Genomic DNA, 26,412 nt, shown 5'->3' on the forward strand with positions numbered 1-26,412 from the left:
TCAGGCACGCACCCCATCGAGGCCGCGCGCCATGCGTCGTTCCAGCGAGCGCACGCCCCACGAGATGAGCAGGGCGAGGACGAAATAGATGATCAGGATGGTGGTGAACGGCACCAGGGTGTTGCCGGTCTGGGCGCGCACCACCTGCGCCTGGAAGGTCAGGTCGGTGAGCGAGATCAGCGACACCACGGCGGTCGCCTTGAGCAATTCGATGGCATTGTTGCCAAAAGTCGGCAGCATCACCAGCAGCGCCTGCGGCAGGATGATGTGGCGCATGCCTTGCCAGCGGCCGAGATTGAGCGCTGTGCAGGCCTCATACTGTTCGCGGCCGATCGACTGGATGGCGCCACGCACCACTTCGGCGGCATAGGCGCCGACATTGAGGCCGAGCGCCAGCACGCCGGCCTGCAACGGGGTCAGCGAAATGCCGATGAAGGGCAGCACGAAATAGGCCCAGAACAACTGCACGAAGATCGAGGTGCCGCGGAAGAATTCGATGTAGGCGGTAGCCAGCGCGCGCAGCACGAAGAAACGCGACAGCCGCCCCATTCCGGCAAGAAAGGCCATGAACAGCGCAAGCACCGACCCCATCAGCGTCAGCTCGATGGTGACAAGCGCTCCCTGCAATATCAGGCCGAAATAGCCGGACCACTGGGTCATCTAATGTACTGTTCCACCTGGACGTTTGGTCGAAGCCCCCTCACCCGGCCTCCGCTACGCTCGGCCGACCTCTCCCCGGCGGGGAGAGGAGACCACCAGCGTCGGCGCCAGCCTCTTCTCCCCAGCCGGGAGAAGGTGGCCCGAAGGGCCGGATGAAGGGGTCTTCCTTACTTCACTTCGCCGCGCAGAGCTTGTCGCGGCTGGTCGACATCGCGGCCGCCGCCGAGAAGCCGTAGGGCTCGATGATCTTGGCGAACTCGCCTGATTTCTTCATCTTGGCCAGTTCTACGTCGAAGGCGTCGCGCAGTGCCTCGTCGCCCTTCTTGAAGGCGGCGCCGTCGCAATAGACCGGTGCGCCCTGCACCGGAGCGATGACTTCGAGGTTCGGATCGTTGGCCTTCTTGACCAGATCATTGATCGACAGGACGGGCAGCGAATAAGCGTCGATGCGGCCATCCTGAAGCATCTTCACGCCGCTCTGGCCATCCGGCACGACGATGACGCGATCGCGTGGCACGCCGGCATTGAGGGCGAGCTTCTCCTCAGTGCCGCCGCCCGGCGCACCGATGGTCGCAGTCGTATCCTTGGCGACATCCTCATAGCTCTTGAAGCCCTTCGGATTGCCCTTCTTCACCAACATCGCCTCGGCATCGCAAAGCACCGGCTCGGAATAGACGACGGCGGCGCAGCGTTCCGGCTTCATGAACAGGCCGGCGGTGACGACATCGAAGCGACCGGCCTGCAGGCCAGGGATCATGGCGCCATATTCGGAGATCGAAGCGGCGACGTCGGCGACGCCGAGCCGCTTGAATATCTCGCGGGCCACATCAGGCGCGGCACCCGAAACCTTGCCGTCGGCGGCGACCGCCGTATAGGGCGGCTCGTTGGCGATGGCGAGGCGGGCGAAACCTTGCGCCTTGAGCTGTTCGAGCTTGCTGTCATCGGCCGAACCCACGTTCGAGGCGGCCAGCACCGCCGCCAACGCAAGGCTAGCGACGCCAGCCAGAATGCCAAGTTTTTTCATTGTTCCCAACTCCTTGTTTCTTGTCTTGCTTTGTTACGAGGCGGCTCTCGCCACCTCGGGACGACTTCGTCGCCTTGGGCATTGCGGTCAGACGCGATGTCCGGCCGCGATGATCTTCTTCAGGAAGCCTTGCGTGCGCTCCTGCTTGGGATTGCGGAAAATCTCGTCGGGCTTGCCCTCCTCGACGATCCTGCCACGATCGAAGAACAGCACCCGGTCGGCGAAATCATGGGCAAAGCCCATCTCGTGGGTGACCAGCAGCATGGTCATGTCGGTCTCGGCGGCAAGCTTGCGCATGACGTTCATCACCTCCTCGACCAGCTCCGGATCGAGCGCCGACGTCACCTCGTCGAACAGCATGATCTTTGGCGACAGCGCCAGCGCCCGGGCGATCGCCACGCGCTGCTTCTGCCCGCCGGAAAGCTGTGCCGGCATGCTTTTCGCCTTGTCGGCCATGCCGACCATCTCGAGCAGTTCCATCGCCCGCTTTTCGGCGGCCGCACGCGGCGTGCCCTTGGTCAGCATCGGCGCCAGCGTGACATTGTCCATGACGCATTTGTGCGGAAACAGGTTGAACAGCTGGAAGACCATGCCGATCTTCTGGCGCATCCTTGTCAGGTGTCGCTCATCGGCGGGCAGCAACTGGCCGTTGCGTTCCATGTGATAGAGCTGCTCACCGTCGATCTGGATATGACCGCCATCGATGCGCTCCAGCGTCATCAGGATGCGCAGGATTGTCGTCTTGCCCGAGCCCGACGGGCCGATCAGTGCCAGCTTTTCGCCAGGCATGACCTGCATCGACAGGCCGTCCAGCACTTTGAAAGTGCCGAAGCTTTTTGAAATGGCGTCGATCTTGATGATGGGCGTGGGCACTGCAGTTCCCCGTCCTGGAGAGGTCTATGCTCTTAACGATGCGGAACGCGCCAAATCATGTCAATTGAGAAAATAATATCATGACAATTATTTCTGATTCCGCACAATTTCCGAGCAACCCCAGCCTAGATAGCGAGCAGCAGGTGTTCCGGATCGCCAAGCAGCAGCTTGGTGACAACGCCGAGGCCGGCGCGCAGTTCCCCCTCGGTGGTCGAACCCAGCGAGATACGCACCGCCGGATGCCACGGCGCAGCCGAAATACGGAAGGACGTGCCGGGTGCAATCGCCACACCCTGCAGGCGGGCCTGGGCGACAAAGCTTTCCTCGGCGCGGTCGGCCGGCAGTTGCAGCCAGACATGCAGCCCGTCTCGCCGGGCGCGATAGCCGACCCCCGCCAGCACTTGCGCTGCAATATCCTGCCGGCGCCGCAAAGCCGCGCGCTGCCAGTGGACAAGCTCCATCGCCGTCCCGTCGGTCACCCATTTTGTGGCGATCTCGGCCACCAGCGGCGTCGCCATCCAGTTCGAAACCAGATGCCGGTTGGCGACGGCGGCGACATAGCGGTCGGGTGCGACGAGATAGCCGATGCGCAGCCCGGGCACGGTGATCTTGGTGAAGGAGGTGACGTAGAGCGTGCGCTCCGGCGCGAACGCGGCAACCGGCGGCGGCCGGTCTTCGACCAGCGGACCGAGCACATCGTTCTCGATGATAGCGATGTCGTGCTTGCGCGCAACCGCCGCGATCTGCTCGCGCCGCGCCGCATCCATCAACGTCGCCGTCGGGTTGATCACCGAGGGCTGCACGAAGACCGCGCGGATGTCGGAAAGCCGGCAGGCTTCGTCCAGCGCTTCCGGGATCAGGCCGTTGTCGTCGATCGGCAGGCCTTCCAGGTTGAAGCCGAGATAGCGTGCCAACGGCACCAGCGTATGGTGGCCGATCGCCTCGGTGGCGACCGTCGAGCCCGGCGGGGCGACACTCATCAGCGCTACCGTCATGCCGGCGGTGGCGCCGTTGGTCAGGCTGATGTTCTGCGCGGAGGTGTCGAGACCGCACAGTTTCAGCCATTCGACCGCCACCGCGCGGTGGCGCGGAAACACCATGTTGGGCCGAAACGACAGTGCCGAACTCGACGGCAGGTTCTCGGCCAGCCAGCCCAGCGCCTGCTTCAGCCGCTCCAGATGCATCGGCTCGCAGACCGGCTTCAGGATCGACAGATCGATGACTTCGCCGAGCCGCTCCGGCAGATAGGGCGGTTCCGGCTCGCGGCGCTGCGTCTGGACGAAGCTGCCGCGGCCGATCTCGCCCGAAATCAGCCCGCGGCGGATCAATTCCTCATAGGCGCGGCTCACCGTCTGCACAGAAAGCTTGAGGTCGTCGGCCAGACGTCGATGGGTCGGCAGCCGCGCGCCATTGGCGAGGCGCCCGTCATGGATGGCGCGCGCGAACTGGTCGGCCAGCGATTGATAGGCCGGGCGCCGGATGAGCGCGGGATCGGGTTGCCACAATGTCATGACTTATTAGAGATCGAAATCAGTGCAATTGACAATCGAAATAATGCGCCGTCATGGTACTCGGACGAAAAGTGAGCTCTGATGACATCCGCGAAACTCGACCCGATCGACCTGAAAATCCTCGACGCCATCCAGCGCGACGGACGCATCACCAAGTTGGCGCTGGCCGAGCAGGTCGGCCTGTCGCCGACGCCGTGCTGGATGCGGCTGCGCAAGCTGGAGAAGGCCGGCATCGTCTCGGGCTATCACGCCAGGATCGCCATGCGCGTCGTCGCACCCGTTGCCACCGTCCTGATGGAGGTGACGCTGGCAAACCACCGCCAGGCCGATTTCGACCGCTTCGAGCGCGTCATCCGCGATGTTCCCGAGATCGTCGCCTGCTGGTCTGTCGGCGGCGGCGTCGACTATGTGGTGAAGGTGATGGCGCGCGACATCGACGCCTATCAGCGGCTGGTCGATGGCTTGCTCGAACGGGAAATCGGCATCGACCGCTACTTCACCTACATCGTCACCAAGACGGTGAAGGACGAGATCGCGCTGCCCATAGCCGACCTGCTGCCGGCGTCGGCTTAAGGCGGAGAGATCATCTGTCGGGGCGGGACAAAAGAGAGAGTCTCTCTCCTTCGAGGCATCCAAACAGCCTCTCTATCTGCATCGGGCGGATAGTCTTCCCGCATCAGTCCGAACCGGGAGGTCTCGACCATGTCCGCGCATTTCGCCCGCTCGCATCGCCATGAAGCGCTCGACCGCCTGACCGACCGCCGGCTGCTGCGTGAACTCGCCTATGTCGATGGCCACTGGACGGCAAGCGAAGCCGCTGAAAGCTTCGAGGTCACCGATCCGGCCACCGGCACGACTGTCGCTTTCGTCGCCGCGCTAGATGCACGGCAGACGACAAAGGCGATCGATGCCGCCGCACGCTCCTTTCCGGCATGGCGGTCGCTGTTGCCGCAGGAGCGCTCCAAAATCCTGCGCAAATGGTTCGAGTTGATCATCGGCGCCAAGGATGATCTGGCTCTGCTGATGACGCTGGAACAGGGCAAGCCGCTGCAGGAATCGCTGGGCGAGATCGACTACGCCGCCTCTTTCATCGAGTGGTATGCCGAGGAAGCAAAACGCCTGAACGCCGAGAGCGTCACCAGCCATCTGCCGAACGCCGAAATGATCGTGCGGCGCGAGCCGCTCGGTGTCGTCGGCATCGTCACGCCGTGGAACTTTCCGTCGGCGATGCTGACCCGCAAGGCTGCGGCAGCCCTTGCCGCCGGCTGCACCATCGTTGCGCATCCGTCCTCGGAAACACCGCTGTCGGCGCTGGCGCTGGCCGAACTCGGTGAGCGCGCCGGCCTCTCCGCAGGCGCCTTCAACATCGTCACCGGCAAGGCTTCGACCATCGTCGGGCGGATGTGCGAAGACCCGCGCGTTCGCGCCATGAGCTTTACCGGCTCGACCGAGATCGGCCGGCTGATCGCCGCGCAGAGTGCTGCGACCATGAAGCGGCTGGTGATGGAGCTTGGCGGCCATGCCCCGCTGATCGTCTTTGCCGATGCCGATCTGGACAAAGCGGTTGATATCGCCATCGACGCCAAATTCGCCACGTCGGGCCAGGACTGCCTCGCCGCCAACCGCATTTACGTCCAGCGTCCGATCTACGATCGGTTCTGCGCCGCCTTCGCCAAGCGCATCGAGACGCTGCGGACCGGCAATGGCCTTGCAGATGACATTGACATCGGGCCGCTGATGCATAAGCGCGCCATCAAGAAGGTGGAAGAGCAGGTCGCAGACGCGCTGACCCATGGCGCGCGCTGCCTCACCGGCGGCAAGCGACATCAGGCTGGCCCCCTGTTCTACCAGCCGACACTGCTGGCCGATGTTTCCGACGAGGCGCTGATCATGCGCGAGGAGACGTTTGGCCCGGTTGCCGCCGTGACGCCGTTCGACAGCGAGGATGAAGTGATTGCCCGCGCCAACGCCACCGAGTATGGCCTCGTCGCCTATGTCGTAACGGAGAATGGTGGCCGGCAGCAGCGCATGGGCCGCGCGCTCGACTACGGCATGGTCGCCATCAACCGCGTCAAGATCACCGGCGCGCCGATCCCGTTCGGCGGCGTCAAGCAATCGGGCATCGGGCGCGAAGGCTCGCGCCACGGACTCGAGGCTTTCACCGATCTCAAATATCTCTGCCTCGATGTAGCTTAAGCTGCACCGGAATCACCCTTTTGTCAGGAGTTAAAAGAATGCTCGACCAGTCCAACGAACTCGCCGCCTGGGATCGCGACCACTTCTTCCATCCCTCGACGCATATGGGCACGCATGCGCGGGGCGAAAGCCCGACGCGCATCATGGCCGGCGGCGAAGGCGTCACCGTCTGGGACAACAATGGCAGGAAGAGCCTCGATGCCTTCGCCGGCCTCTATTGCGTCAATGTCGGCTACGGCCGCCAGAAGATCGCCGACGCCATCGCCGCCCAGGCGAAGAACCTCGCCTACTACCACGCCTATGTCGGCCACGGCACCGAAGCCTCGATCACGCTCGCCAAGATGATCATCGACCGCGCGCCGCAAGGCATGTCGAGGGTCTATTTCGGCCTCTCAGGCTCGGATGCCAACGAAACCAACATCAAACTGATCTGGTACTACAACAACGTGCTCGGCCGGCCGGAGAAGAAGAAGATCATCTCGCGCTGGCGCGGCTATCACGGCTCGGGCGTGATGACGGGATCGCTGACCGGGCTCGACCTGTTCCACAACGCCTTCGACCTGCCGCGCGCGCCGATCCTGCACACCGAGGCGCCTTATTATTTCCGCCGCGCCGACCGCTCGATGAGCGAGGAGCAATTTTCGCAGCATTGCGCCGACAAGCTCGAGGAGATGATCCTGGCTGAGGGCCCGGAAACGGTCGCTGCCTTCATCGGCGAGCCGATCCTGGGCACCGGCGGCATCGTGCCGCCGCCGGCCTTCTATTGGGAAAAGATCCAGGCGGTGCTTAAGAAGTACGATGTGCTGCTGGTCGCCGACGAAGTGGTGACGGGCTTCGGCCGGCTGGGCACCATGTTCGGCTCCGACCACTACGGCATCAAGCCGGACCTGATCACCATCGCCAAGGGCCTGACCTCGGCCTATGCGCCGCTGTCGGGCGTCATCGTCGCGGACAAGATGTGGCAGGTGCTGGTTGAAGGCTCCGACAAACTCGGTTCGCTCGGCCATGGCTGGACCTATTCCGCGCATCCGATCTGCGTTGCCGCCGGCGTCGCCAATCTCGAACTGATCGACGAGATGGATCTTGTGACCAATGCCCGCGAGACAGGCGCCTATTTCCGCGCCGAACTGGCCAAGGCGGTCGGCGGCCACAGGAATGTCGGCGACGTCCGCGGCGACGGCATGCTGGCGGCGGTGGAGTTCGTCTCCGACAAGGACGACCGGGTGTTCTTCGACGCTTCGCTCAAGATCGGGCCGCAGGTGGCGACGGCGCTTGCCGCAAGCGGCGTCATCGGCCGCGCCATGCCGCAGGGCGACATTCTGGGCTTTGCGCCGCCGCTCTGCCTGACCCGCGAGGAAGCCGACATCGTCGTGTCGAAGACAGCCGATGCGGTGAAAAACGTGTTTGCCGATCTCTGAGAGTGACTATGAATGCCATGACCAGGACCCTCCCCGCCACCATGGCCGCCGTGCTGCTGACCGGGCACGGCGGACCGGAAAAACTCGTCTACCGCAGCGACGTGAAAGTGCCCTCGCCCGCTCCCGGTGAAGTGCTGGTCAAGGTCAGCGCTTGCGGGATGAACAACACCGATGTCTGGGTGCGCCAGGGCGCCTATGGCACGGAGGAGGACGCTGCCGCCGTGTCGACATGGCGCCGCCAGGGCAACACGCTTGTTTTCCCGCGCATCCAGGGCACGGACACCGTCGGTATCGTCGCCGCTGTCGGCGAAGGAGTGTCGCCGGACCGTATCGGCGAACGGGTGATGGTCGATTTCTCGATCTACAATCGCGACGACGATTCGCTCGCCGACATCGACTATATGGGCCACGGCCGCGACGGTGGTTACGCCGAATACCAGGCGGTGCCGGCCGAGAACGCTCATGTCATCGACACCGACATGAGCGATATCGAACTCGCCACCTTCTGCTGCGCCTACCTGACCGGTGAACAGATGCTGGAGCGCGCCGCGCTCAAGGCCGGCGAGCGCGTGCTGGTCACCGGCGCCTCGGGCGGCGTCGGCTCCGGCATCGTGCAATTGGCACGGGCGCGCGGCGCCATCCCCTATGCCGTCGTCGGCAAGGGCAAGGAGCAGGCGGTGCGCGACATCGGCGCAGAGGCTGTCATCACCCGTGGCGTTGCCGACCTGCCGCATGCCGTGAACGAGGCGACCGGAGGCCAGCCGATCGACGTTGTCGCCGACCTCGTTGGCGGTGCCATCTTCAATGACCTCCTGCGTATTCTCAGGCCCGAGGGCCGCTACACCACGGCTGGCGCAATCGCCGGCCCGGTCGTGCAGCTCGATCTCAGGACCATGTACCTGAAGCAATTGCAGCTGCATGGCTCAAGCCAGGGCACGCGCGCGGATTTCCGCCGCATCGTCGGGCACATCGAGGCGAAAAAGATCCGGCCGCTGGTCGGCGGCGTCTACAAGCTCTCCGATTTCCACCATGCGCAAGCGGATTTCATCGCCAAGGATTTCGTCGGCAAGCTGGTGGTGGTGCCGGATGCCATGTGGGGTTCGGCTATCTGAACGACCGATGTCTCAACCCTGCTGGGCCGCCCGCAGCAGCATGCCGAACAGGTCGCGCGGCTCGTCGGGGTCGGCCAGCATGTCGAGTTCCTGATAGAGGCCGGTCGAGCGCAGTTGATCCCTGACGTAACGCAGTGCCGAAAAATCCTCGATGGCGAAACCGACCGAATCAAACAGCGTGATCTGGGTCGCATCGCGCCGGCCTTGTACGGCGCCCGACATCACCTGCCACAGCTCGGTCACCTTGTGATCTGGTGCAAGCTGCTGGATCTCGCCCTCGATGCGCGTCTGCGGCGGATATTCGACGAAGATGTCGGAGCGCAGCAGGATATCGCGGTGCAGTTCGGTCTTGCCGGGACAGTCGCCACCGACGGCGTTGATGTGCACGCCGGAGCCGACCATGTTGTCGGTGAGGATGGTGGCGCACTGCTTGTCGGCGGTGACGGTGGTGATGATGTCGGCCCCTTCTACCGCCTCTTGCGCGGTGCCGCAGGCGACCATGTCGAAGCCGAGGCCGGCCAGATTGCGGATGCATTTTTCGGTGGCCTTGCGATCGATGTCGTAAAGCCTCAGCCTGTCGACGCCGAGCAGCGCCTTGAAGGCTACCGCCTGGAATTCGGCCTGAGCGCCGTTGCCGATCAGCGCCATGCAGTCGGAGCCAGTCGGCGCCAGGTACTTGGCGGCCAGGGCCGACATCGCCGCCGTGCGCAGCGCGGTCAGGATGGTCATTTCCGACAGCAATACGGGGTAGCCATTGTGGACATCGGCGAGCATTCCGAAGGCGGTCACCGTCTGGCGGCCCTCGCGCATGTTCTTGGGGTGCCCGTTGACATATTTGAAGCCATAGACCTCGCCGTCGCTGGTCGGCATCAGCTCGATGACGCCTTCGGCGCTGTGCGAGGCGACGCGCGGCGTCTTGTCGAACAGTTCCCAGCGGCGGAAATCGTCCTCGATGTAGCCTGAGAGTTCGACGAGGAAGCGCTCGACGCCGATCTTCAGCACCAGCTTCATCATGTGGTCGACGCTGACGAAGGGGACGATGTTGAGATTGGGAATCATTTTTTCTTGTCCTTGCCGCATGCAGCCGGTCAGTCCTGGCGATGCGCGTTGTGCGTCTTCATCATCGTTGCCAGCGCAGGGTCATTTTGCTCCAGCGCCCTGATGGCTCCGCCTGTGTCGTAGAGGCGCTCATCCTGACCCATCTTGAACTTGGCCTCGAGCCGATCGATCGGCAGGTCAAACCCTATGACACCAGGTATGCGCCGCTCCATGCCGCCAGGGCCGAGCTCGCGCATGCGCCAGCGATCCTCGCGATCTTTCTCCAGCACGTCGACAAGCTGCAAGAGATGCCGGGCGGTGGCATGATCGTCGAGCGGAACCGGATGCCCATGGCAATGCACGACAGCAAAATTCCAGGTCGGCGCGCTGTCGCGCACCGGGTTGCGCGGATACCAGGACGGCGAGATGTAGCCATGTGGGCCGTGGAAGATAGCGACCGTCTCCCAGCCTTCGCTGATCAAGGTGCTGTGCGGATTGGCCCTGGCGAGATGCGAGACCAGCGTTCCGTTTTCACCACGCGCGCGATCGAGCACGAAGGGAAGATGCGAGACGACAAGGCCCTGCGGTCCCGCTGTCACCACCGTCGCGAAGGCCGCAGCCTCGATCAGGCCGAACACCTCGTCCGACGACAGCGGCGCAAATTCAGGCTTGGTATACATCAGGTCAGCTTCGCTGAGCGCGAACCGCCGGGATCAGGCCTTGCGGGCGAACCAGCAGTACCGCGATGACCCCCGACAGCACGATGGCATCGCGGTAGGGCGCGATCGCTCCCGGAAGCGTCGCCTGCAACAAAACCTCGATGATGCCGAGCAGAAAACCGCCGGCGACAGCACCGGGCAAGCTGCCGAGCCCGCCGACGACGGCGGCGATGAAGGCCTTCAGCACCGGCGTAAAGCCCATCAGCGGATCGACTGAGGCACGCTGCGCCACCCACAGCATGGCCGCCAGCCCGGCAAGCAGGCCGGAGAGCAGGAAGGCGGTGGCGATGATGCGGCTGGCCGGAATGCCCATCAGGCGCACGACGTCGAAATCTTCCGCCGCGGCGCGCATCGCCGTGCCGGTCACCGAGCGGCGAAGGAAGACTTCCAGCGCAATCAGCGCCAGTGCGGAGACGACGATGGAGATGCTGGGACCGACGCCGATGGTGAAATCGCCGAAGGAGAAGGCGCCGGTCATCCAACCGGGCATGGCGACAGCTTGCGGCCGCGCCGAAATGCCGTTCTGGAATACGACCTTCAACAGGCTGGAGACGGCAAAGCTGGTCAACAGCAGGCTGGTGACGCTGGCGCCGCGCATCGGCCTGAAGGCGATACGCTCCATGGCGACAGCGGCGAGCGCGCCGCAGGAGACGGCGACAAGCACGGCTACCGGGAAGGGAAAGCCGAGCACCAGCGAGGCCAGAAGCGCGTAGCCCGACAGCGTCATCAGCTCGCCATGGGCGAAGTTGATGAGGCCGACGATGGAAAAGACGATCGCCAGCCCGAGCGCCAGCAGCGCATAGACGCCGCCGAGGCTCACCGCATTGATGATCTGCTGCGCGATCATGCTTCTCAAGCTCCCAAATAGGCCTGGCGGACGAGGTCCGAGGAGGCGAGTTCTTTTGCCGTGCCGGCCAGCACCACTTCGCCATTGGCGAGCACGACGGCGCGGTCGGCGATTTCGAGCGCCAGCGCCACATTCTGTTCGACCAGAAGGATGGTCAGGCCCTTGCGGCGCAGTTCGGCGATCAGGTCGAAGACGGTGTCGATCAGTTGCGGGGCAAGGCCGAGCGAGGGCTCGTCGAGCAGGATCATGCGCGGCTTGCCCATCAGCGCGCGGGCGATGGCCAGCATCTGCTGTTCGCCGCCCGACAGATTGCCGCCCTTGACGCGATGGTAGCGGCGCAGGATCGGGAACAACTCCAGCATCTCCTCCTCGCGCAGCCTTGCCTCGGCCGCCGGCTGATGCACCGCGCCGCCGAGACGCAGATTGTCGGCCACCGTCAGGCTGGCGAAGATACGGCGGCCTTCGGGAACCAGCGCGACGCCCTTGCGGGCTATCGCCTCCGGCGCCAGGCCGGTGATGTCGACACCGTCGAAGACCACCTTGCCGGATGCCGCCGGCACCAGCCCGGCGACGGCGCCGAGCGTCGAGCTCTTGCCGGCGCCGTTGGCGCCGACCAGCGCGATGATCTCGCCGCTGCCGACGGTGAGGTCGACGCGGCGCACCGCCTCGACCTCGCCGTACCGGATTTTCAGGGCTTCGACGCTCAGCATGACATCACGGCGCGGGAACGTCGGCAGCGTCGGGGATCAGTGTCTGGACATGCTTGCCCTCGCCGCCCTCGTAGCGCATCAGCGCCACTGGCCGCAACGGCATGCGATCGGTGCCGGCATAGGTGATCTTGCCGGTGATGCCTTCGAAATCCTTGAGGCCGGCGATGGCGTCGCGGATCGCCTTCGGGTCGTCGGAGCCGGCCGTCTTGACCGCCTGGTCGAGGATCAGGCCGATCTCGTAGCCATTGACCTCATAGGTCGATTCCGGTGCGTGGCCGGCATATTTGGTGAAGGCGGCGTTGAAGGCCTCTAGCTTGCTGCCCGGCTCGGCATAGCCGGCCGCGGTGTAGACGACGCCGTCGACCAGCTTGCCGAGCGCCTTGATGGTCGGCGTGCCGATGGCATCGGCGCCATAGACCGGGATGGTGACGCCGGCGCCGCGCAATTGCTGGATGAAGGCCGGGAAATCCGGCTCGTAGGCCGCCGTCATGATCAGGTCGGGCTTGTCGGCCAGGCCCTTGATGTTGGTGATCTCGGCGGAAAAGTCGGGCTGGCCCATGCTGAAGGTGCCGCGGCCGACAATGGCGCCGCCCTTCTTCTCGAACACTTTGCCGAAATATTCCGGCAGATTGGCGGTGTAGGTGGAGTCCGGCGAGGTCAGCAGGAACACCTTCTTCTTGCCTTCGGAGACGGCAAAGTCGGCGACCGCCGTCGCCTGCACATTGTCGGCCGGATAGGTGCCGAACATGACGTCGCCGACCGCGCCGGTCAGCACCGGGGCGGAGCCGCACAGCGTCAGGGTCGGAATGCCGAGCGGCTGGGTGAGCTGGCCGGCGGAAATCGAGGGATCGGCATCGCACGGCGTGATCATGATCTTGGCGCCGGCGTCGATCAGCTCCTGGGCGACGGTGGCGGTCTGCGCGGTATCGGAGCGCGTGTCCTTGATCAAAAGCTTGACGGTGTATTTGCCGCCGAGCCCGCCCTTGGCGTTGAGTTCGTCGAGCGACATGCGCAGGCCGGCAAGTGCCGGCTGGTCGTAAGGGGCAAGGCCGCCGGTCTGCGCGGTCGCGGCACCGATGATGATCTCCTCGGCGCTGGCCGTCGAAATGGCGGCGATGCCGAACACGGCAGCGCACAGGGCGGCGCGATGGAGGCGATAGAGGCTTGGCATGTCGGTTCTCCTTCTGGATTTTTATGATTGGTTGTCGTTGCAGGTCATGCGGTCTGGTTTTCAGCTGTTGCGGTCTTGGCACGCGCCGTGCGGCTGCCGAGATAGGCGGCGATCACGGCGGGGTTCTTCTGGACGTCGCCGGGCGTGCCGTCAGCGATGACGCGGCCATGATCGATGACGACGATGCGCTCGCACAAATTCATCACCAGCCGCATGTCGTGTTCGATCAGCACGACGCCGATGCGGCGCTCCGCGCGAACCGTCGATAGAATCGAGACCAGTTCGGCGGTCTCGACGGCGTTCATGCCGGCGGCCGGCTCGTCGAGCAGCAGGAAGCGTGGCCTCAACACCAGGGCGCGTGCCACTTCGAGCCGGCGGCGCTGGCCATAGGCAAGCCTGGCGGCCGGCTGATCGGCAAATCTCTCCAGCCCCATGCGCGCAAGCTCGCTCATCGCCGCCGCCTCGGCATGGCCGAGATCAGGTTCCACCTGGCGTGCTGCGACAACGACATTTTCGAGCACCGTCATGTGCGGAAAAACGCGGATGTTCTGGAAGGTGCGGGCAACGCCGGAGCGGGCGAAGCGAAAGGCCGAAGCCTGCCGCACCGCGCCGCCGACAGACACCGTGCCGGTGCTTGGCTGGACATCACCGGCCAGCATGTTGAGCAGCGTGGTCTTGCCGGCGCCATTGGGACCGATAATGCCGGTGATGCTGTCTGTCCCGAAGCTCAAACTGACGTCATCGACGGCAACGACGCCGGCATAGCGGCGCGACAGATGGTCGGCGGTGAGCCGGTCACTCTCGACATGCTGCGGAGGTGCCGCCGAAGCCGTCACGGCCTGGCGTCCCGGCCGGCGCAAAAGGTTGAGCTCACGCTCGCCGAACAGACCGGTCGGGCGTCGCCAGATGACCAGGATCATGGCGATGGCCAGCACGCCCTGGGTCAAGCCGAACAGGACAGGCAGATGCAGGCCGAGCACCTCGCCGCCGCCCTCGAAGCGGCGCACCACTTCGACCAAAACGATGGTGACGATGACGCCGGCGAAAGCGCCGAGCGACGAGGTCATGCCGCCGACGATCAGCATGGCGAGCATGGTGAAGCCGAGGTCGAAATAGAAATCGCGCGGCGAAAACGCGCCAAGGAATTGCGCCATCATGGCGCCGGCGGCCATGGCGGCGACGACGCCCGCCACCCAGGCGGCCAGACGCGCCGTGCGCTGGTCGACGCCGACGGCGGCCGCACCACGCTCGTCATTGGCGGCGGCGCGGGTGGCAAGGCCGAAGGAGGTTTCGCGAAACAACCTCGCCGCCACCAGCGCCACCGAAGCGACAGCGGCAGCCGTCCACAGCCCGACCTCGCGCGGCACGCCGTAAAATGGCTGGCTGCCGCGGGTGATTTCGCGTCCGGCGACCAGCAGCGTGTAGACGATGATCAGCATGGCAAGCGTTGCGATCGAAGCGCTCGATCCGGAAAGCCTGAGCAGCGGCGTGCCGGTCAACAGGCCGACGATGACCGCGAGAGCAAGGACGACGGCCAGCGCCGCGACAAAGGAGAGTTGATGGCCTGCGAGGAATTGCGGCAGGTCGCGCAGCGCCGTTCGCTGCAATGCGGTCGGCATGGTGAGGATGCCCGTAGCGTAGGCGCCGAGGCCGACAAAGGCGGCCTGGCCGAACGAGACGATGCCGCTGTTGCCGGAGAATATCTGCAGGCCAAGCACCGCCGTCAGCATGATCGCTGCATAGGTGACCACACGTTGCATGGCGGCGCTGCCGAAGACAAAGGCGGCAAGCGCCACCAGCAGCAGCACCGCGACCATGCACAGGGCATCGGCGGTGGCGTTGCGAAACGCGGCCGGCATGAGGCCGCGTGAGTTGCTCTCGCTCATCGTCGGCGACGCCATCACGCGGCCCTGAAGCGATCGGGCGAAAACGGCGCCAGGATCGGCTGTGCTCCCTCGGTGACCAGCCTGGCCACGGCCTCGCCGACGGCTGGACCGGTCTTAAAGCCGTGGCCGGAGGATCCGGCAGAAACGACCAGCCCTTCGACCCCAGGCATGGCGCCGATGACAGGCAGATCGTCGGGGCTCATGTCGTAGAGCCCGGCATAGCCGGGGCGGATGCCAAGTTCGGCCATGGCCGGCAAGCGGGTGGCGAAGGTCTCCAGGATCTCGACCGATTCAGCTTCCTCGACACCTTCCATGTAGTTGTCGGGATTTTCGACAAGGCGCGGACGGCCTGCATGCTCATGGCGCAGGCCGGTGCCGCCGCCGGCCCAGGTGCCGGCCAGGATGACGCCGTCATTGTCGGGCCGTGCATAGTTGCAGGAAATGTCGTCGCACCAGGCGAACGGCATGACCTGCCTTGCCTTGCCGGCAGCGTCCAGCACGGCCATCGGATGGCGCTCGACATGCAGCGGCAGATCGAGGCCCACTGTCGCCAGCAGCCGGCGCGTCCATGGCCCGGCGGCCAGGACGACGGTACCGGCTTCCAGCACCGTTCCATCGGTCAAGGTGACGCCGGTGATGCGGTCGCCCTGCCGCTGGAGGCTCTCGACCAACGTGTTCTGCATGATCCCAGCACCGTTGGCGCGGGCGGCACGGGCGATGGCGTTGGTGGCGCCGAAGGCATCGGCGTAGCCATATTCCGGCTCCCACAGCGCCATTGCGACATTGTCCAGGACAAAGCCGGGTGCCGCGTCGGCAAAGGCCTGCGGCGACAATGTCTCGATGCGCGCGCCCTCGCCGCGGATGCGTTCGGCTGCCGCCGTCCAACTCACCTTGTTGTCGTTGCCGCAGACCCACATCATGCCGATTTCGGTGACAAAGGATCCTTCGCCCGCGATTTCCGGCAGCGACACCAGGATCTCTCGGCCACGGATGGACAGCTGCGACAGTTCCGGCATCAGGTAGAAGGCGTGCAGCAGCGCCGACGATTTGCCCGACGGGCCGCCGGCGGGGTGGGTCTGCTCGACCAACGTGACCTTCACACCGGCCTTGGCCAGATGATAGGCGGCGCTCGATCCGACAATACCGGCACCGACGACGATGACGTCGCTTCCGTTTCGCATGGCTGTTCCCCACAGTCTCTTGGCTGCTTTCCGACAAGGTAGGGCCAGCGATCACACAATGTCAACATCTCTTCATTGTTGACCAAGATTTAAATCTCTGTAATAAACTCGACAAAACAAGAGAACATGGATTTCGGGGAGGCCCATGGCGATACGCGATGTTCTGATGCGCGGGGATCTTGCGCTGACGCCGTCGGAAGAGAAGATCGTCCGGCTGCTGTTGACGGACTATCCGACCTCCGGCCTCGGCACCGCTTCGTCGCTTGCGCGGCGCGCTGGCGTCAGCGATCCGACCGTGGTGAGGCTGGTCGTAAAACTCGGCTATGAAGGGTTTCCGGATTTCCAGGCGAAGCTTCTGGCCGAAGTCGAGGCAAGACTGCACTCGCCGCTGCTGATGATGGAGGCCAAGCGGCAGAGCGGTTCCAACGACAGCGCCGTGCTGGCCTATCTCGATAGCGTCACCACGGCCTTGCAGAAAGCCACCGCCGCGACACCCATCCAGACATACGAACGGGCGGCCCGCCTGCTGATGGAGGTCAAGGGCGAGGTCGTGCTGGTTGGCGGCCGGTTCAGCCGCCACATCGCCGGCATGCTGGCCGGCTATCTCGTGCAGTTTCGCTCCGGGGTTCGCGATCTTGGTGTGCTCTCCCCGCAGACCTTCGACACGCTCGCCGACCTCGACCGCCGCGACGTGCTCGTCGTGTTCGACTATCGCCGCTATCAGCTTGATGTGATGGCCTATGCGAGCCAAGCGGCGGCGCTCAATGTGCGCATCGTCCTGTTCACCGACCAATGGCTGTCGCCGATATCAGATCTCGCCGAAGTCACCATCGTCAGCCCGCTCGAAGTCGCCTCGCCCTACGACACGCTGGCGCCGGCGATCGCCCAGATGGAGGCGCTGGTCGCCCATATCGTTTCGACGCTGGGCGACGAGGCCCGCGCCCGCATCGAGCGGCTCGAAAGGGTGCGACATGCCAATGCCGTGACGCTCGACAGCGACCCGCAAGAGAACGGCGCGCGCAAGATACCCGGACCCCGCAAGACGCCGGGACCCAAATCAGCAAAGCAGGACGACAAAGCATGACCCAGGCCCTACCCAAACGAGACGAAGCCTTCCGTGCCGGCGAAACGGCACTGCTGCTCGTCGACATGCAGCGCATCTGGCTGGAGCCGGGCGCCGATCCGTCGCATCCGGAGCGTGGCCCCGATCACTATTTCTACCGGCAGACATCCTCGCGGACGATCCCCAACCAGGAGCGCCTGCTGGCCGCGGCGCGGGCCAATGGCGTCGAGGTGCTGCACACCATCATCCAGAGCCTGACCGAAGACGGCCGCGACCGCTCGCTCGACCACAAGCTGACGCCGATCCATATTGCACCCAGCCTCCCCGAGGGACTGCCGGTGGCATCGCTGGCGCCGGTTGGCGACGAGATCATGCTGCCGAAAACGTCGTCGGGCATCTTCAATTCGACCAATGTCGACTATCTCCTCAAGAACCTCGGCATCCGCTATCTCGTCGTGGTCGGCGTGCTGACCGATCAATGCGTCGACATGGCGGTGCGCGACGGCGCCGACCGCGGCTATCTCGTCACCTGCGTATCGGATGCTTGCGCCACCATCACCCAGGAACGCCACGACATCGCGCTCAAGGCCTTCGGCGGCTACTGCTGGGTGGCCGACACCGACACGGTCGTCGACCGCTTCAACGCTTTAGGAAAACCGGCATGACATCGACCGTCGAGCCTCTGGTTGCCGTCGTCACCACGGATCTCTCCGCCGTCACGCGGGGCCGTTTCGTTGCCGAAAGCAAGTTGCAGAAGACCGCCACGACCGGGGTCGGCTGGCTGCAGGCCAATCTGTCGCTGACGCCGTTCAACTCGATCGTCGATCCCAACCCCTGGGGCTCGTCGGGCGACCTGCGGCTGATCCCCGATCTCAAGGCGCGCTTTCGCACGACACGCACCGGATCGGCGACGCCGTTCGACATGGTCGCCGGCGACATCGTCGAGCTCGACGGCAGCCCATGGCTCGGCTGCACCCGCACGATGCTCAAAGAGGCGTCGGCCGATTTGAAAGCCGCGACCGGCCTGTCGGTCATCGCCGCCTTCGAGCATGAATTCAACGTCGCCGACGGCGGCTTCGCGCCGGCGCATTCGATGTCTTTCGCCGCGCTCAGGCGAACCGACCCCTTCGCGCCCAACCTGATGGCGGCGCTGGAGGAGGCCGGCGTCGCACCCGAAGTGGTCATCGCCGAATTCGGCGACGAGCAGTTCGAGGTGACGCACGAGCCGGCGGACGCGCTGACGGCAGCCGACCGCGCCGTCGCCATCCGCGAAATCACGCGCGAACTGGCGCGCAATGCCGGCTGGCGTGCGAGCTTCGCGCCCAAAACCGCGCCAACTGCCGTCGGCAACGGCGTCCACATCCATTTCAGCTTCGTCGACGAGGCCGGCAAGCCGGTGACATACGATCCGGCACTGGCGGGCGGCCTTTCCGCCAAAGCCGGCGCCTTCTGTGCCGGCGTGCTGCGCCATCTGCCTGGAATGACCGCGATGACGGCGTCGAGCGTGTCGTCCTTCTACCGGCTGAAGCCGCACAGCTGGAGTTCGTCCTATACCTGGCTCGCCGACCGCGACCGCGAGGCGTCGCTGCGCATCTGCCCGACAGTGACGATGGGGGGGCGCGATCCGGCGCGGCAGTACAATATCGAGTACCGGGCGGCGGACGCCACCGGCAATCCCTATCTGTCGCTGGCGGCGATTATCCGCGCCGGGCTGGAAGGGCTGAAGGCGGGCCTGCCGTCGCCACCTTTGGTCACCGGCGACCCGACGCTGATGAGCGAGGCGGAGCGCGCAAGTCTCGGTCTAGTGCGCCTGCCCGAAACCCTGCCCGCGGCACTGGACGCGTTGCTGGCCGACGGCACCGTGACGGGATGGTTCGCGCCTGTCTTCATCGACACTTTCGTCGGCCTCAAACGACATGAAGCCGAGCGTCTTGCCGGTCTCGATCCGGCCTCCATCTGCGATCTCTACCGGACGCTCTATTGATGACCGCACGGACCGAAAAAGATTGGCCGGAGGCCGTCGAGGTCCTCAACGAGCACGGCCGTTCCGATATCGTGCTGTTGTGCGAGCATGCCTCCAACCACATGCCGGCCGAGTATCGACAGCTCGGCCTCGATGCCAATCATCTGCAGCGCCACATCGCCTGGGATATCGGCGCCGCCGAGGTGACCCGCCTGCTGTCCGCGAAGCTCGATTCACCAGCTTTCCTCAGCGGCTACTCCCGGCTGCTGATCGACCTCAACCGGCCGCTCAATACCCAGGGCAGCATTCCGGTGCTGTCGGAAGATACCGGCATTCCCGGCAATGTCGGCATCGACGCGACGGAGCGGACCCGGCGTGCCGAGATCATCTTTTCGCCGTTTCATGACCGGGTGACCGCGCATCTCGACTGCCGGGCACAGGCAGGCCGGCGGACGCGGATCGTGACGATCCATTCCTTCACGCCGGTCTTCCTCGGTGTCAGCAGACCCTGGCATGCCGGCGTGCTGCACGACCAAGCAAGAGATCTCGCCGAAGCGATCCTTTCGGGCCTGCGCACCGACGCCGGGCTCAATGTCGCGGCCAACGTGCCCTATGTGATCAGCCGTGACGCCGACTACGCCGTGCCCATCCATGGCGATGATCGCGGCATCGCCGCCGTCCTCATCGAGATCCGGCAGGACCTTTTGTCGACACGGCGCGGCATCGAGGAATGGGCGGACCGGCTGGCGGCGGCACTGCCGGCACAGAAGGCGGAGAAAGTGTCGTGAGCAATCTCAGCTTGCGCGAACGTGACGCCGCGACCATCGCCCAGATCGGCAAGCTGCGTTTCTCGCCGCTCAGCGTCATCGGCGGCCGGGGCAACCGGCTGATCGAGGAAGACGGCCGCTCCTTGCTCGACCTTTCGGGATCGGCCGGTCCGGCGGTGCTCGGCTACGGCCATCCGGCCATCGTCGAAGCGGTCGAGACGTCGATCCGCGACATGGCCGGCGCCAGCCTGCTGCTCTACCCGAACGAGCCCGCCGTATCGCTGGCGGAGCGGCTGCTGGCGATTACGCCCGGAGAAGGCGAACGGCGCGTCTGGTTCGGCCATTCCGGGTCGGATGCCAACGACTGCGCGGTGCGCGTGCTGCAGGCGGCCACCGGCCGTTCGCGCTTCATCTCGTTCATCGGCTCCTATCACGGAAATCTCTCCGGCTCGATGGGCATCAGCGGCCATACCGCCATGACCCACACGCTACCCCGGCCGGGCGTGCTTCTGCTGCCTTATCCCGATCCGTTCCGACCGAATTTCAGCAGCGACGACGTGCTTGCGCTGCTCGACTACCAGTTCGAGACCACCTGCCCGCCGCATCAGGTCGCGGCGGTGTTCATCGAGCCGTTGATGTCGGATGGCGGGCTGATCGTGCCGCCGCCTGGCTTTCTCAAGGCATTGCAGGAGCGTTGCCGCAGGCACGGCATCAAGATTGTCGTCGACGAGGTCAAGGTCGGGCTCGCTCGCAGCGGCATGATGCACTGCTTCCAGCATGAAGGACTGACGCCGGACCTCGTCGTCTTCGGCAAAGGCATCGGCGGTGGCTTGCCGTTGTCGGCCGTGATCGGCCCTAAGGAGATCATGGACCATGCGCCGGCCTTCGCGCTGCAGACAACCGCCGGCAATCCGGTGGCGACATCGGCCGGCAACGCGGTGCTGAAGACGATCGAGACGGACGGCCTGGTCGAGCGCTCGGCGCGGATCGGCATGCTGTTTTCCGACGCGCTGCGAGCCCTTGCCGCCAGGCATGAGATCATCGGTGATGTGCGCGGGCGCGGCCTTGCCATCGGCGTCGAACTGGTCAAGGGCCGCACGACACGTGAGCCGGTTGCGGCGGCGACCACGGCCAAGATCATCTATCGCGGCTATGAGCTGGGTGCAGCCTTCACCTATGTCGGGTTGAAGGCCAATGTGCTGGAGTTCATGCCACCGCTGACGCTGACGGAAGACGAAGTGGCGGAGGGCGTGGCGATCGTCGACCAGGCGATCGCCGACGTCAACGCCGGCGAGGTCTCGGACGCGGACGTCGCCTCCTTCATGATGTGGTGAACAGAAAGGCGCGGCCACGGCTGCGGCAGAAATTGCCTAGAGCAGTTCACCGTTTCACGGAAACGGCGACCCGCTCTAACTCCTTGTTTTTACGCAATCCGGACGGAAAAGCGTTTCACACTTTTCCTGAAATTGCTCGAGGCAGCCCCGACTGATTGTTGCGCAGCAACTATTCCGCGATACGCACGATCAGCTTGCCGAAATTCCTGCCTTCGAGAAGGCCAAGAAAGGCCTGTGGCGCATTTTCGATGCCATCCACGATATCTTCCCTGTATCGAACCCGGCCGGATGCTATCCAGTCGGCCATCTCGCGGTAGAAGGCCGGGCGCTGGTCGACAAATTCGCGCTGGATGAAACCCCTGATCGTCAGGCTGCGGTGCAGCACTTGCTGCATCAATGTCGGCAACCGGTCGGTGCCGGCATCCGCGATGACGTTGTACTGCGCGATCAGCCCGCAGACCGGCACACGCGCAAACTCGTTCAACAGCGGAAACACCGCGTCCCAGACAGGACCGCCGACATTCTCGAAATAGATGTCGATGCCGCCGGGGCAAGCTGCCTTCAACTGCTCTGCAAAATCGTCGGCCCGGTGATCGACGACCGCGTCAAAGCCCAGCTCGTCTCGCACGAAGGCGCACTTTTCGGCACCGCCGGCAATGCCGACGGCACGCGCTCCCTTGATGCGCGCGATCTGGCCGACGGCCGACCCGACCGCACCGCTGGCGGCCGCCACGACGACCGTTTCGCCAAGCTTCGGCTGTCCGATGGTGAGCAGACCGGCATAGGCGGTGAAGCCCGGCATTCCGAGCACACCCAGTGCGGTCGTGATGGGCGCCGCCGCGGGATCGAGCTTGCGCAGCCCAACACCGTCGGACAATGCAAAACTCTGCCATCCGGAGTGGGACAGGACGATGTCGCCTTCAGCAAATTCCGGATGGCGAGAGATCATCACACGCGCGACGGTGCCGCCCTCCATCACACCGTCGACATCGACCGGCCTGGCATAGGATTTGGTGGCGTTCATACGACCGCGCATATAGGGATCGAGCGACAGATAAAGGATCTGCAACAGCAGTTCGCCCTCTCCCGGCTGGTCAAGGTCAACCGTCTCGATGCGGAAATGATCCGGCTTCGGCCGGCCTTGCGGTCGCGCCGCGAGCACGATGCGGGTGTTGGACTGGATTGACATGGAGACCTCTCCGCGAAGGATGTTCTACTCGAAAAACCGGTTGGGCGGCCGCTTCAGGCCGAGATTCTCGCGCAGTGTCGACCCCTCATATTGCCGCCTGAAGATGCCTCGCCGTTGCAATTCCGGCACCACTTTCTCGGCAAAATCATCGAGCCCTGCCGGCAGGTAGGGAAACATGATGTTGAACCCGTCGGAGCCCTCGGCAACCAGCCATTCCTCCATCTCGTCGGCGATTGTTTCAGGCGTGCCGACAAAAGCAAGCCCGGAATAGCCGCCCAGCCTTTGCGCAAGCTGCCTAACGGTCAGGTTCTCCTCGCGCGCCAGTTCGATGACGCGCTCGCGGCCACTCTTCGAGGCATTGGTCTCGGGGATTTCGGGCAAGGGCGCGTCGGGATCAAAACCGGACGCATCATGTCCGATCGCGATCGACAGCGAGGCGATGCCGCTCTCGTAATAGACGAGGCTGTCGAGCTTAGCCCGTTTGGCCTGCGCGTCCTCGACGCTGTCGCCGACCACGACAAAGGCACCGGGCAGGATTTTGATGTCGTCGCGCGAGCGGCCAAGTTTCTCCGCACGGCCTTTGACGTTGGCGAAGAAACGCTGCCCCGAGGCGAGATCGGCATGGGCGGCGAAAATGACTTCCGCCGTTTCGGCAGCCAGCTGTCGCCCCGCCTCCGAGGCGCCGGCCTGGACGATGACCGGCCAGCCTTGGATAGGCCGCGAGATGTTGAGCGGACCGCGCACCGAAAGATGCTCGCCTTATGGTCAAGCACATGCAGCTTTGCGGGGTCGAAATAGAGCCCGCTTTCGGCGTCGCGGATGAATGCATCGTCGGCGAAGCTGTCCCACAGGCCGGTGACGACATCGTAGAATTCCCGTGCCCGCCGATAACGCTCATCATGCTCGACATGCTCGTCGAGGCCGAAGTTCAGCGCCGCGTCAGGGTTGGACGTGGTGACGATGTTCCAGCCGGCGCGTCCGCCGCTGATATGGTCCAGCGAGGCGAAGCGGCGGGCAACATGATAGGGCGCGTCGAACGTCGTCGATGCGGTAGCGACCAGCCCGATATGGTCGGTGACGGCGGCGAGCGCCGACAGCAGCGTGAATGGCTCGAACGACGTGACAGTGTGGCTGCGCCGCAGCGCCTCGATCGGCATGTTGAGAACGGCCAGATGGTCGGCCAGGAAGAACGCGTCGAATTTCGCCGCCTCCAGCGTCTGGGCGAAGCGTTTCAGATGCGCGAAATTGAAATTGGCATCGGGATAGGCGCCCGGGTAACGCCAGGCGCCGGTGTGCAGACTGACGGGGCGCATGAAGGCGCCGAGGCGCAATTGTTTTCGTGTCATGTGGCGGATATCTCGGACGTTGGAGATTGAACAAATCTCGACGAGGATCGACCTCCATCAAGGCACGGGGAAGGTATTGCGTTCCCCCGCCACGCGCTTCCGCAGCATTCGCTTCCCCGCCGCCAGCGCAAAATGGCACAGCGCTCCGCCGGCGAGCTTTATGGGCTCAGTGTCGCTGCGACCGGCGCAGATATGTCTCCAGCCAGAGGCTGTAGCGTGAGCCGCCGAAGCACAGCACGAAATAGATCAGCGCAGCGAACAGATAAGCCTCGTCGTAGTAGCCGAGCCACTGCGGATCGGCCGCCGAGGATCGGGCCGCATTGAGCAGGTCGAAAATGCCGATGACGGCAAGCAGCGATGTCGCCAGCAGGAAGCCGATCGCCAGATTGACCATGCCGGGAATGACCAGACGCAGCGCCTGCGGCAGGACAACGAGCTGCATCGTGCGCCAATAGCCGAGGCCAAGCGCGGTCGCGGCCTCGTGCTGGCCCGCCGGTATTGCCTGGAGGCCGGCACGAACGACCTCGGCGACATAGGCCGACCAGAACAGCGTGATCATGATCATCGCCCGGACATTCTTGTCGATCAGCTGGCCATTCGGAATGGCCATTGGCAGGATGAGCATCGCCACATAGAGGATGGCCACCATCGGCGTGCCACGCATCAGTTCGATAAAGGCGATCGCAAGCGTGCGCAGGCCGCCCATGCCGGAACGCCGCGCCAGGGCGAGCAGGATCGCCAGCGGCGTCGCCAGTCCGAAGCAGACCGACCATACGAACAGCGTCACGGCCAGCCCGCCCCACTGGTTCGATGGGACGGCGGGAGGCACCAGCGTGCCGGACATCAAGATCCAGCTGGCGACGACGACGACAGGCCAGGCGACGAGCAATCCCTTGCGCCAAAATCGCGGCTGAGCGGTGATGACGAGGAGCCCCAGCAGCAGCACCATGACGACGAGCGGGCGCCATTGCAGCGCCGGCGGATAGAAGGCGAACAGGATGAAGCGGAATTTCGCCCCCACGAACGCCCAGCATGCGCCGTTGGCGAGTGCACAGTCGGCTGAGGTTCCGGTCCATGTCGCGTCGAATACGCCCCAGCGCAGCAGTGGCGGTACGATCCAGCCCAGCAACGCCACCGTAACCAGGGTGATGACTGAATTGAGCGGGGTGCCGAAAAGCCCGATCTTCAACGTCCGCAGCGTTGCCGACGATCGCCACGGTCGTAGGTAAACAGCGTCGGAGATGCTCATGTCCTCGCAATTCCTCTGAGAGCGACACGCCGGTTGTAGTGGTTCATGGCGGCCGATACGGACAGGTTGATCGCCAGATAGATGCCTATCAGCAGTGTCAGCGCTTCCAGCGACTGCCCGGTCGTGTTGGCGGTGGTGTTGATGATGCTGACGAGATCAGGGTAGCCGATGGCAACCGCAAGGCTGGAATCCTTGGTCAGGTCCAGGTAGCTGGAAGTTGTCAGCGGCGTGATGACGCGCAAGGCCTGCGGCAGCACGACGAGCCGCATGATCTGGCCGCTGTGCAGGCCAAGCGCCCGGGACGCTTCCCATTGGCCACGGTCGACCGACTGGATGCCGGCTCGCACGATCTCGGCGATTGCCGCCGAAAACTTGACCACCAGGCCCGTCAACAGTGCCGTGAATTCCGGCGTCAGATTGTAGCCGCTGCGAATGTTGAAGCCAGCCAGCGCCGGTATCTCCCAACTCGCACCGGCTCCGGTTAGAGGAAAGGTCAGCACAACGCCAGCCAGCAGCCCCGCGGTTGCGATGCCCAGCCGCCTGGCAGGCAAGCTGCCCTCGCGCCGCGCCCTCCAAAGGAAAGCCATATAGGCCAAGGCGAGGCCGACAAGCAGCCAGAGCGTCGGCGCCGACACACCATGAAAGGCGAGCCCGGGAACGAACACGCCCCGGTTGGTGAGGAAGAAACTGCCGAAGACCGAGAGCGCCTGGCGTGGCGAGGGAAACGATTTTGCCAGCGAAATCCAGAAGAACAGCTGAAGCAGAAGCGGCGTGTTGCGGACGATCTCGACATACCAGCGCACGAGCGCGGCCAGCAACAGATTGCCTGAGAGGCCGGCAACACCGAGAGCAACGCCGAGGATCGTGGCGAGCAGACATCCAAGCGCTGCCACCGTCAGCGTGTTCAGAAGACCGGCCAGGATCGCGCGCGCATAGGGGTCGCCCGCCCTGAAGGCGATCGGCGCCTCGCCGATCTCGAAATTCGCCGGCCTGCCGAGGAAGTCGAACCCCGGCGTGATGCCGATGCGCGCCATGGTCGCGGCGGTGTTGTGGCCGAGCAGCCAGAACAGGGCGATGACAGCCGCGATCACCGCGATCTGGGTCAGCGGCCAGTCGCCCCACCACCTGGACAACTTGCGTAACATGCCGGGTCCG

23 protein-coding genes and 1 pseudogene are annotated in these 26,412 nt (G+C 64.6%); 9 read left to right on the forward strand and 15 right to left on the reverse strand.

Annotation, left to right across the window (positions count from 1 at the left end):
- The 4 genes from ehuC to ehuR form a co-directional block, all read right to left on the reverse strand.
- Positions 1–660 (reverse strand): ectoine/hydroxyectoine ABC transporter permease subunit EhuC, encoded by a 660-nt coding sequence (gene ehuC / locus NKH06_RS09200; RefSeq protein ID WP_023809047.1) that lies wholly within the window; start codon positions 658–660, stop codon positions 1–3.
- 172 nt (positions 661–832) lie between these two features.
- Positions 833–1,684 carry an ectoine/hydroxyectoine ABC transporter substrate-binding protein EhuB gene (gene ehuB, locus NKH06_RS09205; protein WP_023809048.1) on the reverse strand — a complete coding sequence of 284 codons (852 nt, stop codon included), beginning with the start codon at positions 1,682–1,684 and terminating at the stop codon, positions 833–835.
- An 87-nt stretch (positions 1,685–1,771) separates the two neighbouring features.
- Complete coding sequence (ehuA, locus tag NKH06_RS09210; RefSeq protein ID WP_023809049.1) at positions 1,772–2,557, reverse strand: ectoine/hydroxyectoine ABC transporter ATP-binding protein EhuA; 786 nt, start codon at positions 2,555–2,557, stop codon at positions 1,772–1,774.
- A gap of 125 nt (positions 2,558–2,682) precedes the next feature.
- Complete coding sequence (gene ehuR / locus NKH06_RS09215) at positions 2,683–4,068, reverse strand: MocR-like ectoine utilization transcription factor EhuR (protein ID WP_023809050.1); 1,386 nt, start codon at positions 4,066–4,068, stop codon at positions 2,683–2,685.
- A gap of 81 nt (positions 4,069–4,149) precedes the next feature.
- Between ehuR and NKH06_RS09220 the strand changes: the two genes are divergently transcribed.
- From NKH06_RS09220 to NKH06_RS09235, 4 genes are all read left to right on the forward strand, one after another.
- Positions 4,150–4,641: an Lrp/AsnC family transcriptional regulator gene (locus NKH06_RS09220; RefSeq protein WP_023809051.1), complete on the forward strand. Its 492-nt coding sequence runs from the start codon at positions 4,150–4,152 to the stop codon at positions 4,639–4,641.
- Between the two features lie 129 nt (positions 4,642–4,770).
- Positions 4,771–6,264, forward strand: coding sequence for an NAD-dependent succinate-semialdehyde dehydrogenase (locus NKH06_RS09225; RefSeq protein WP_352892806.1), 1,494 nt, complete (start codon positions 4,771–4,773; stop codon positions 6,262–6,264).
- Between the two features lie 38 nt (positions 6,265–6,302).
- Complete coding sequence (locus tag NKH06_RS09230) at positions 6,303–7,682, forward strand: aspartate aminotransferase family protein (protein ID WP_023809053.1); 1,380 nt, start codon at positions 6,303–6,305, stop codon at positions 7,680–7,682.
- 8 nt (positions 7,683–7,690) lie between these two features.
- Positions 7,691–8,794, forward strand: a complete 1,104-nt coding sequence (locus NKH06_RS09235; protein ID WP_023809054.1) for an alcohol dehydrogenase family protein — start codon at positions 7,691–7,693, stop codon at positions 8,792–8,794.
- Between the two features lie 12 nt (positions 8,795–8,806).
- Here the strand turns inward: NKH06_RS09235 and ocd are convergent, their stop codons facing one another.
- Genes ocd through NKH06_RS09270 form a run of 7 tightly spaced genes read right to left on the reverse strand, consistent with a single transcriptional unit; the run spans position 8,807 to position 16,346 of the window.
- Positions 8,807–9,853: an ornithine cyclodeaminase gene (gene ocd / locus NKH06_RS09240; protein ID WP_352795664.1), complete on the reverse strand. Its 1,047-nt coding sequence runs from the start codon at positions 9,851–9,853 to the stop codon at positions 8,807–8,809.
- 29 nt (positions 9,854–9,882) lie between these two features.
- Complete coding sequence (locus NKH06_RS09245; protein WP_352866080.1) at positions 9,883–10,512, reverse strand: FMN-binding negative transcriptional regulator; 630 nt, start codon at positions 10,510–10,512, stop codon at positions 9,883–9,885.
- Positions 10,513–10,516: 4 nt separating this feature from the next.
- Complete coding sequence (locus NKH06_RS09250) at positions 10,517–11,398, reverse strand: branched-chain amino acid ABC transporter permease (protein WP_027035600.1); 882 nt, start codon at positions 11,396–11,398, stop codon at positions 10,517–10,519.
- Between the two features lie 5 nt (positions 11,399–11,403).
- Positions 11,404–12,108 (reverse strand): ABC transporter ATP-binding protein, encoded by a 705-nt coding sequence (locus tag NKH06_RS09255; protein ID WP_023809058.1) that lies wholly within the window; start codon positions 12,106–12,108, stop codon positions 11,404–11,406.
- 4 nt (positions 12,109–12,112) lie between these two features.
- The gene (locus NKH06_RS09260) at positions 12,113–13,279 is read right to left on the reverse strand and encodes an ABC transporter substrate-binding protein (RefSeq protein ID WP_023809059.1); all 1,167 of its coding nucleotides are present in this window, start codon (positions 13,277–13,279) and stop codon (positions 12,113–12,115) included.
- Between the two features lie 44 nt (positions 13,280–13,323).
- Positions 13,324–15,165, reverse strand: a complete 1,842-nt coding sequence (locus NKH06_RS09265; RefSeq protein WP_245486042.1) for a branched-chain amino acid ABC transporter ATP-binding protein/permease — start codon at positions 15,163–15,165, stop codon at positions 13,324–13,326.
- A gap of 14 nt (positions 15,166–15,179) precedes the next feature.
- The gene (locus NKH06_RS09270; protein ID WP_023809061.1) at positions 15,180–16,346 is read right to left on the reverse strand and encodes an NAD(P)/FAD-dependent oxidoreductase; all 1,167 of its coding nucleotides are present in this window, start codon (positions 16,344–16,346) and stop codon (positions 15,180–15,182) included.
- Positions 16,347–16,491: 145 nt separating this feature from the next.
- Here NKH06_RS09270 and NKH06_RS09275 point away from each other — a divergent pair, with 145 nt between their 5' ends.
- From NKH06_RS09275 to NKH06_RS09295, 5 genes are read left to right on the forward strand one after another with little or no spacing between them, the layout of a single operon-like run.
- Positions 16,492–17,430 (forward strand): MurR/RpiR family transcriptional regulator, encoded by a 939-nt coding sequence (locus NKH06_RS09275; protein WP_023809062.1) that lies wholly within the window; start codon positions 16,492–16,494, stop codon positions 17,428–17,430.
- Positions 17,427–18,074 (forward strand): cysteine hydrolase family protein, encoded by a 648-nt coding sequence (locus tag NKH06_RS09280; protein ID WP_023809063.1) that lies wholly within the window; start codon positions 17,427–17,429, stop codon positions 18,072–18,074. The genes NKH06_RS09275 and NKH06_RS09280 overlap by 4 nt, the downstream gene beginning before the upstream one ends.
- A complete protein-coding gene (locus tag NKH06_RS09285) occupies positions 18,071–19,393 on the forward strand; it encodes a type I glutamate--ammonia ligase (protein WP_352440721.1) in 1,323 nt (440 codons plus the stop codon). The genes NKH06_RS09280 and NKH06_RS09285 overlap by 4 nt, the downstream gene beginning before the upstream one ends.
- Positions 19,393–20,160, forward strand: coding sequence for an N-formylglutamate amidohydrolase (locus NKH06_RS09290; protein ID WP_352440722.1), 768 nt, complete (start codon positions 19,393–19,395; stop codon positions 20,158–20,160). Before NKH06_RS09285 ends, NKH06_RS09290 begins: the two co-directional genes overlap by 1 nt.
- Positions 20,157–21,473 (forward strand): aspartate aminotransferase family protein, encoded by a 1,317-nt coding sequence (locus tag NKH06_RS09295; protein ID WP_352440723.1) that lies wholly within the window; start codon positions 20,157–20,159, stop codon positions 21,471–21,473. Before NKH06_RS09290 ends, NKH06_RS09295 begins: the two co-directional genes overlap by 4 nt.
- A 169-nt stretch (positions 21,474–21,642) precedes the next feature.
- On the opposite strand, the gene curA is transcribed toward NKH06_RS09295, so the two are convergent.
- From curA to NKH06_RS09315, 4 genes and pseudogenes are all read right to left on the reverse strand, one after another.
- On the reverse strand, positions 21,643–22,662 hold the full coding sequence (gene curA / locus NKH06_RS09300) for an NADPH-dependent curcumin/dihydrocurcumin reductase (protein WP_352440724.1): 1,020 nt from the start codon (positions 22,660–22,662) through the stop codon (positions 21,643–21,645).
- Positions 22,663–22,686: 24 nt separating this feature from the next.
- Positions 22,687–24,008 (reverse strand): annotated as a pseudogene (locus NKH06_RS09305) (LLM class flavin-dependent oxidoreductase).
- Positions 24,009–24,174: 166 nt separating this feature from the next.
- Positions 24,175–25,257, reverse strand: a complete 1,083-nt coding sequence (locus NKH06_RS09310; protein WP_032908639.1) for an amino acid ABC transporter permease — start codon at positions 25,255–25,257, stop codon at positions 24,175–24,177.
- Positions 25,254–26,402, reverse strand: coding sequence for an amino acid ABC transporter permease (locus NKH06_RS09315; RefSeq protein WP_352440726.1), 1,149 nt, complete (start codon positions 26,400–26,402; stop codon positions 25,254–25,256). Before NKH06_RS09315 ends, NKH06_RS09310 begins: the two co-directional genes overlap by 4 nt.
- Positions 26,403–26,412 lie beyond the last annotated feature (10 nt).

It is taken from the genome of Mesorhizobium sp. M1342 (assembly GCF_040317955.1).
GTDB lineage: Bacteria > Pseudomonadota > Alphaproteobacteria > Rhizobiales > Rhizobiaceae > Mesorhizobium.

Excerpts from the sequence above, each read along its gene's own strand:
- ehuC (WP_023809047.1), bottom strand. The coding sequence starts at position 660 with ATGACCCAGTGGTCCGGCTATTTCGGCCTGATATTGCAGGGAGCGCTT.
- ehuB (WP_023809048.1), bottom strand. The coding sequence starts at position 1,684 with ATGAAAAAACTTGGCATTCTGGCTGGCGTCGCTAGCCTTGCGTTGGCG.
- ehuR (WP_023809050.1), bottom strand. The coding sequence starts at position 4,068 with ATGACATTGTGGCAACCCGATCCCGCGCTCATCCGGCGCCCGGCCTAT.
- NKH06_RS09220 (WP_023809051.1), top strand. The coding sequence starts at position 4,150 with ATGACATCCGCGAAACTCGACCCGATCGACCTGAAAATCCTCGACGCC.
- NKH06_RS09225 (WP_352892806.1), top strand. The coding sequence starts at position 4,771 with ATGTCCGCGCATTTCGCCCGCTCGCATCGCCATGAAGCGCTCGACCGC.
- NKH06_RS09230 (WP_023809053.1), top strand. The coding sequence starts at position 6,303 with ATGCTCGACCAGTCCAACGAACTCGCCGCCTGGGATCGCGACCACTTC.
- NKH06_RS09235 (WP_023809054.1), top strand. The coding sequence starts at position 7,691 with ATGAATGCCATGACCAGGACCCTCCCCGCCACCATGGCCGCCGTGCTG.
- ocd (WP_352795664.1), bottom strand. The coding sequence starts at position 9,853 with ATGATTCCCAATCTCAACATCGTCCCCTTCGTCAGCGTCGACCACATG.
- NKH06_RS09245 (WP_352866080.1), bottom strand. The coding sequence starts at position 10,512 with ATGTATACCAAGCCTGAATTTGCGCCGCTGTCGTCGGACGAGGTGTTC.
- NKH06_RS09250 (WP_027035600.1), bottom strand. The coding sequence starts at position 11,398 with ATGATCGCGCAGCAGATCATCAATGCGGTGAGCCTCGGCGGCGTCTAT.
- NKH06_RS09255 (WP_023809058.1), bottom strand. The coding sequence starts at position 12,108 with ATGCTGAGCGTCGAAGCCCTGAAAATCCGGTACGGCGAGGTCGAGGCG.
- NKH06_RS09260 (WP_023809059.1), bottom strand. The coding sequence starts at position 13,279 with ATGCCAAGCCTCTATCGCCTCCATCGCGCCGCCCTGTGCGCTGCCGTG.
- NKH06_RS09265 (WP_245486042.1), bottom strand. The coding sequence starts at position 15,165 with ATGAGCGAGAGCAACTCACGCGGCCTCATGCCGGCCGCGTTTCGCAAC.
- NKH06_RS09270 (WP_023809061.1), bottom strand. The coding sequence starts at position 16,346 with ATGCGAAACGGAAGCGACGTCATCGTCGTCGGTGCCGGTATTGTCGGA.
- NKH06_RS09275 (WP_023809062.1), top strand. The coding sequence starts at position 16,492 with ATGGCGATACGCGATGTTCTGATGCGCGGGGATCTTGCGCTGACGCCG.
- NKH06_RS09280 (WP_023809063.1), top strand. The coding sequence starts at position 17,427 with ATGACCCAGGCCCTACCCAAACGAGACGAAGCCTTCCGTGCCGGCGAA.
- NKH06_RS09285 (WP_352440721.1), top strand. The coding sequence starts at position 18,071 with ATGACATCGACCGTCGAGCCTCTGGTTGCCGTCGTCACCACGGATCTC.
- NKH06_RS09290 (WP_352440722.1), top strand. The coding sequence starts at position 19,393 with ATGACCGCACGGACCGAAAAAGATTGGCCGGAGGCCGTCGAGGTCCTC.
- curA (WP_352440724.1), bottom strand. The coding sequence starts at position 22,662 with ATGTCAATCCAGTCCAACACCCGCATCGTGCTCGCGGCGCGACCGCAA.
- NKH06_RS09310 (WP_032908639.1), bottom strand. The coding sequence starts at position 25,257 with ATGAGCATCTCCGACGCTGTTTACCTACGACCGTGGCGATCGTCGGCA.
- NKH06_RS09315 (WP_352440726.1), bottom strand. The coding sequence starts at position 26,402 with ATGTTACGCAAGTTGTCCAGGTGGTGGGGCGACTGGCCGCTGACCCAG.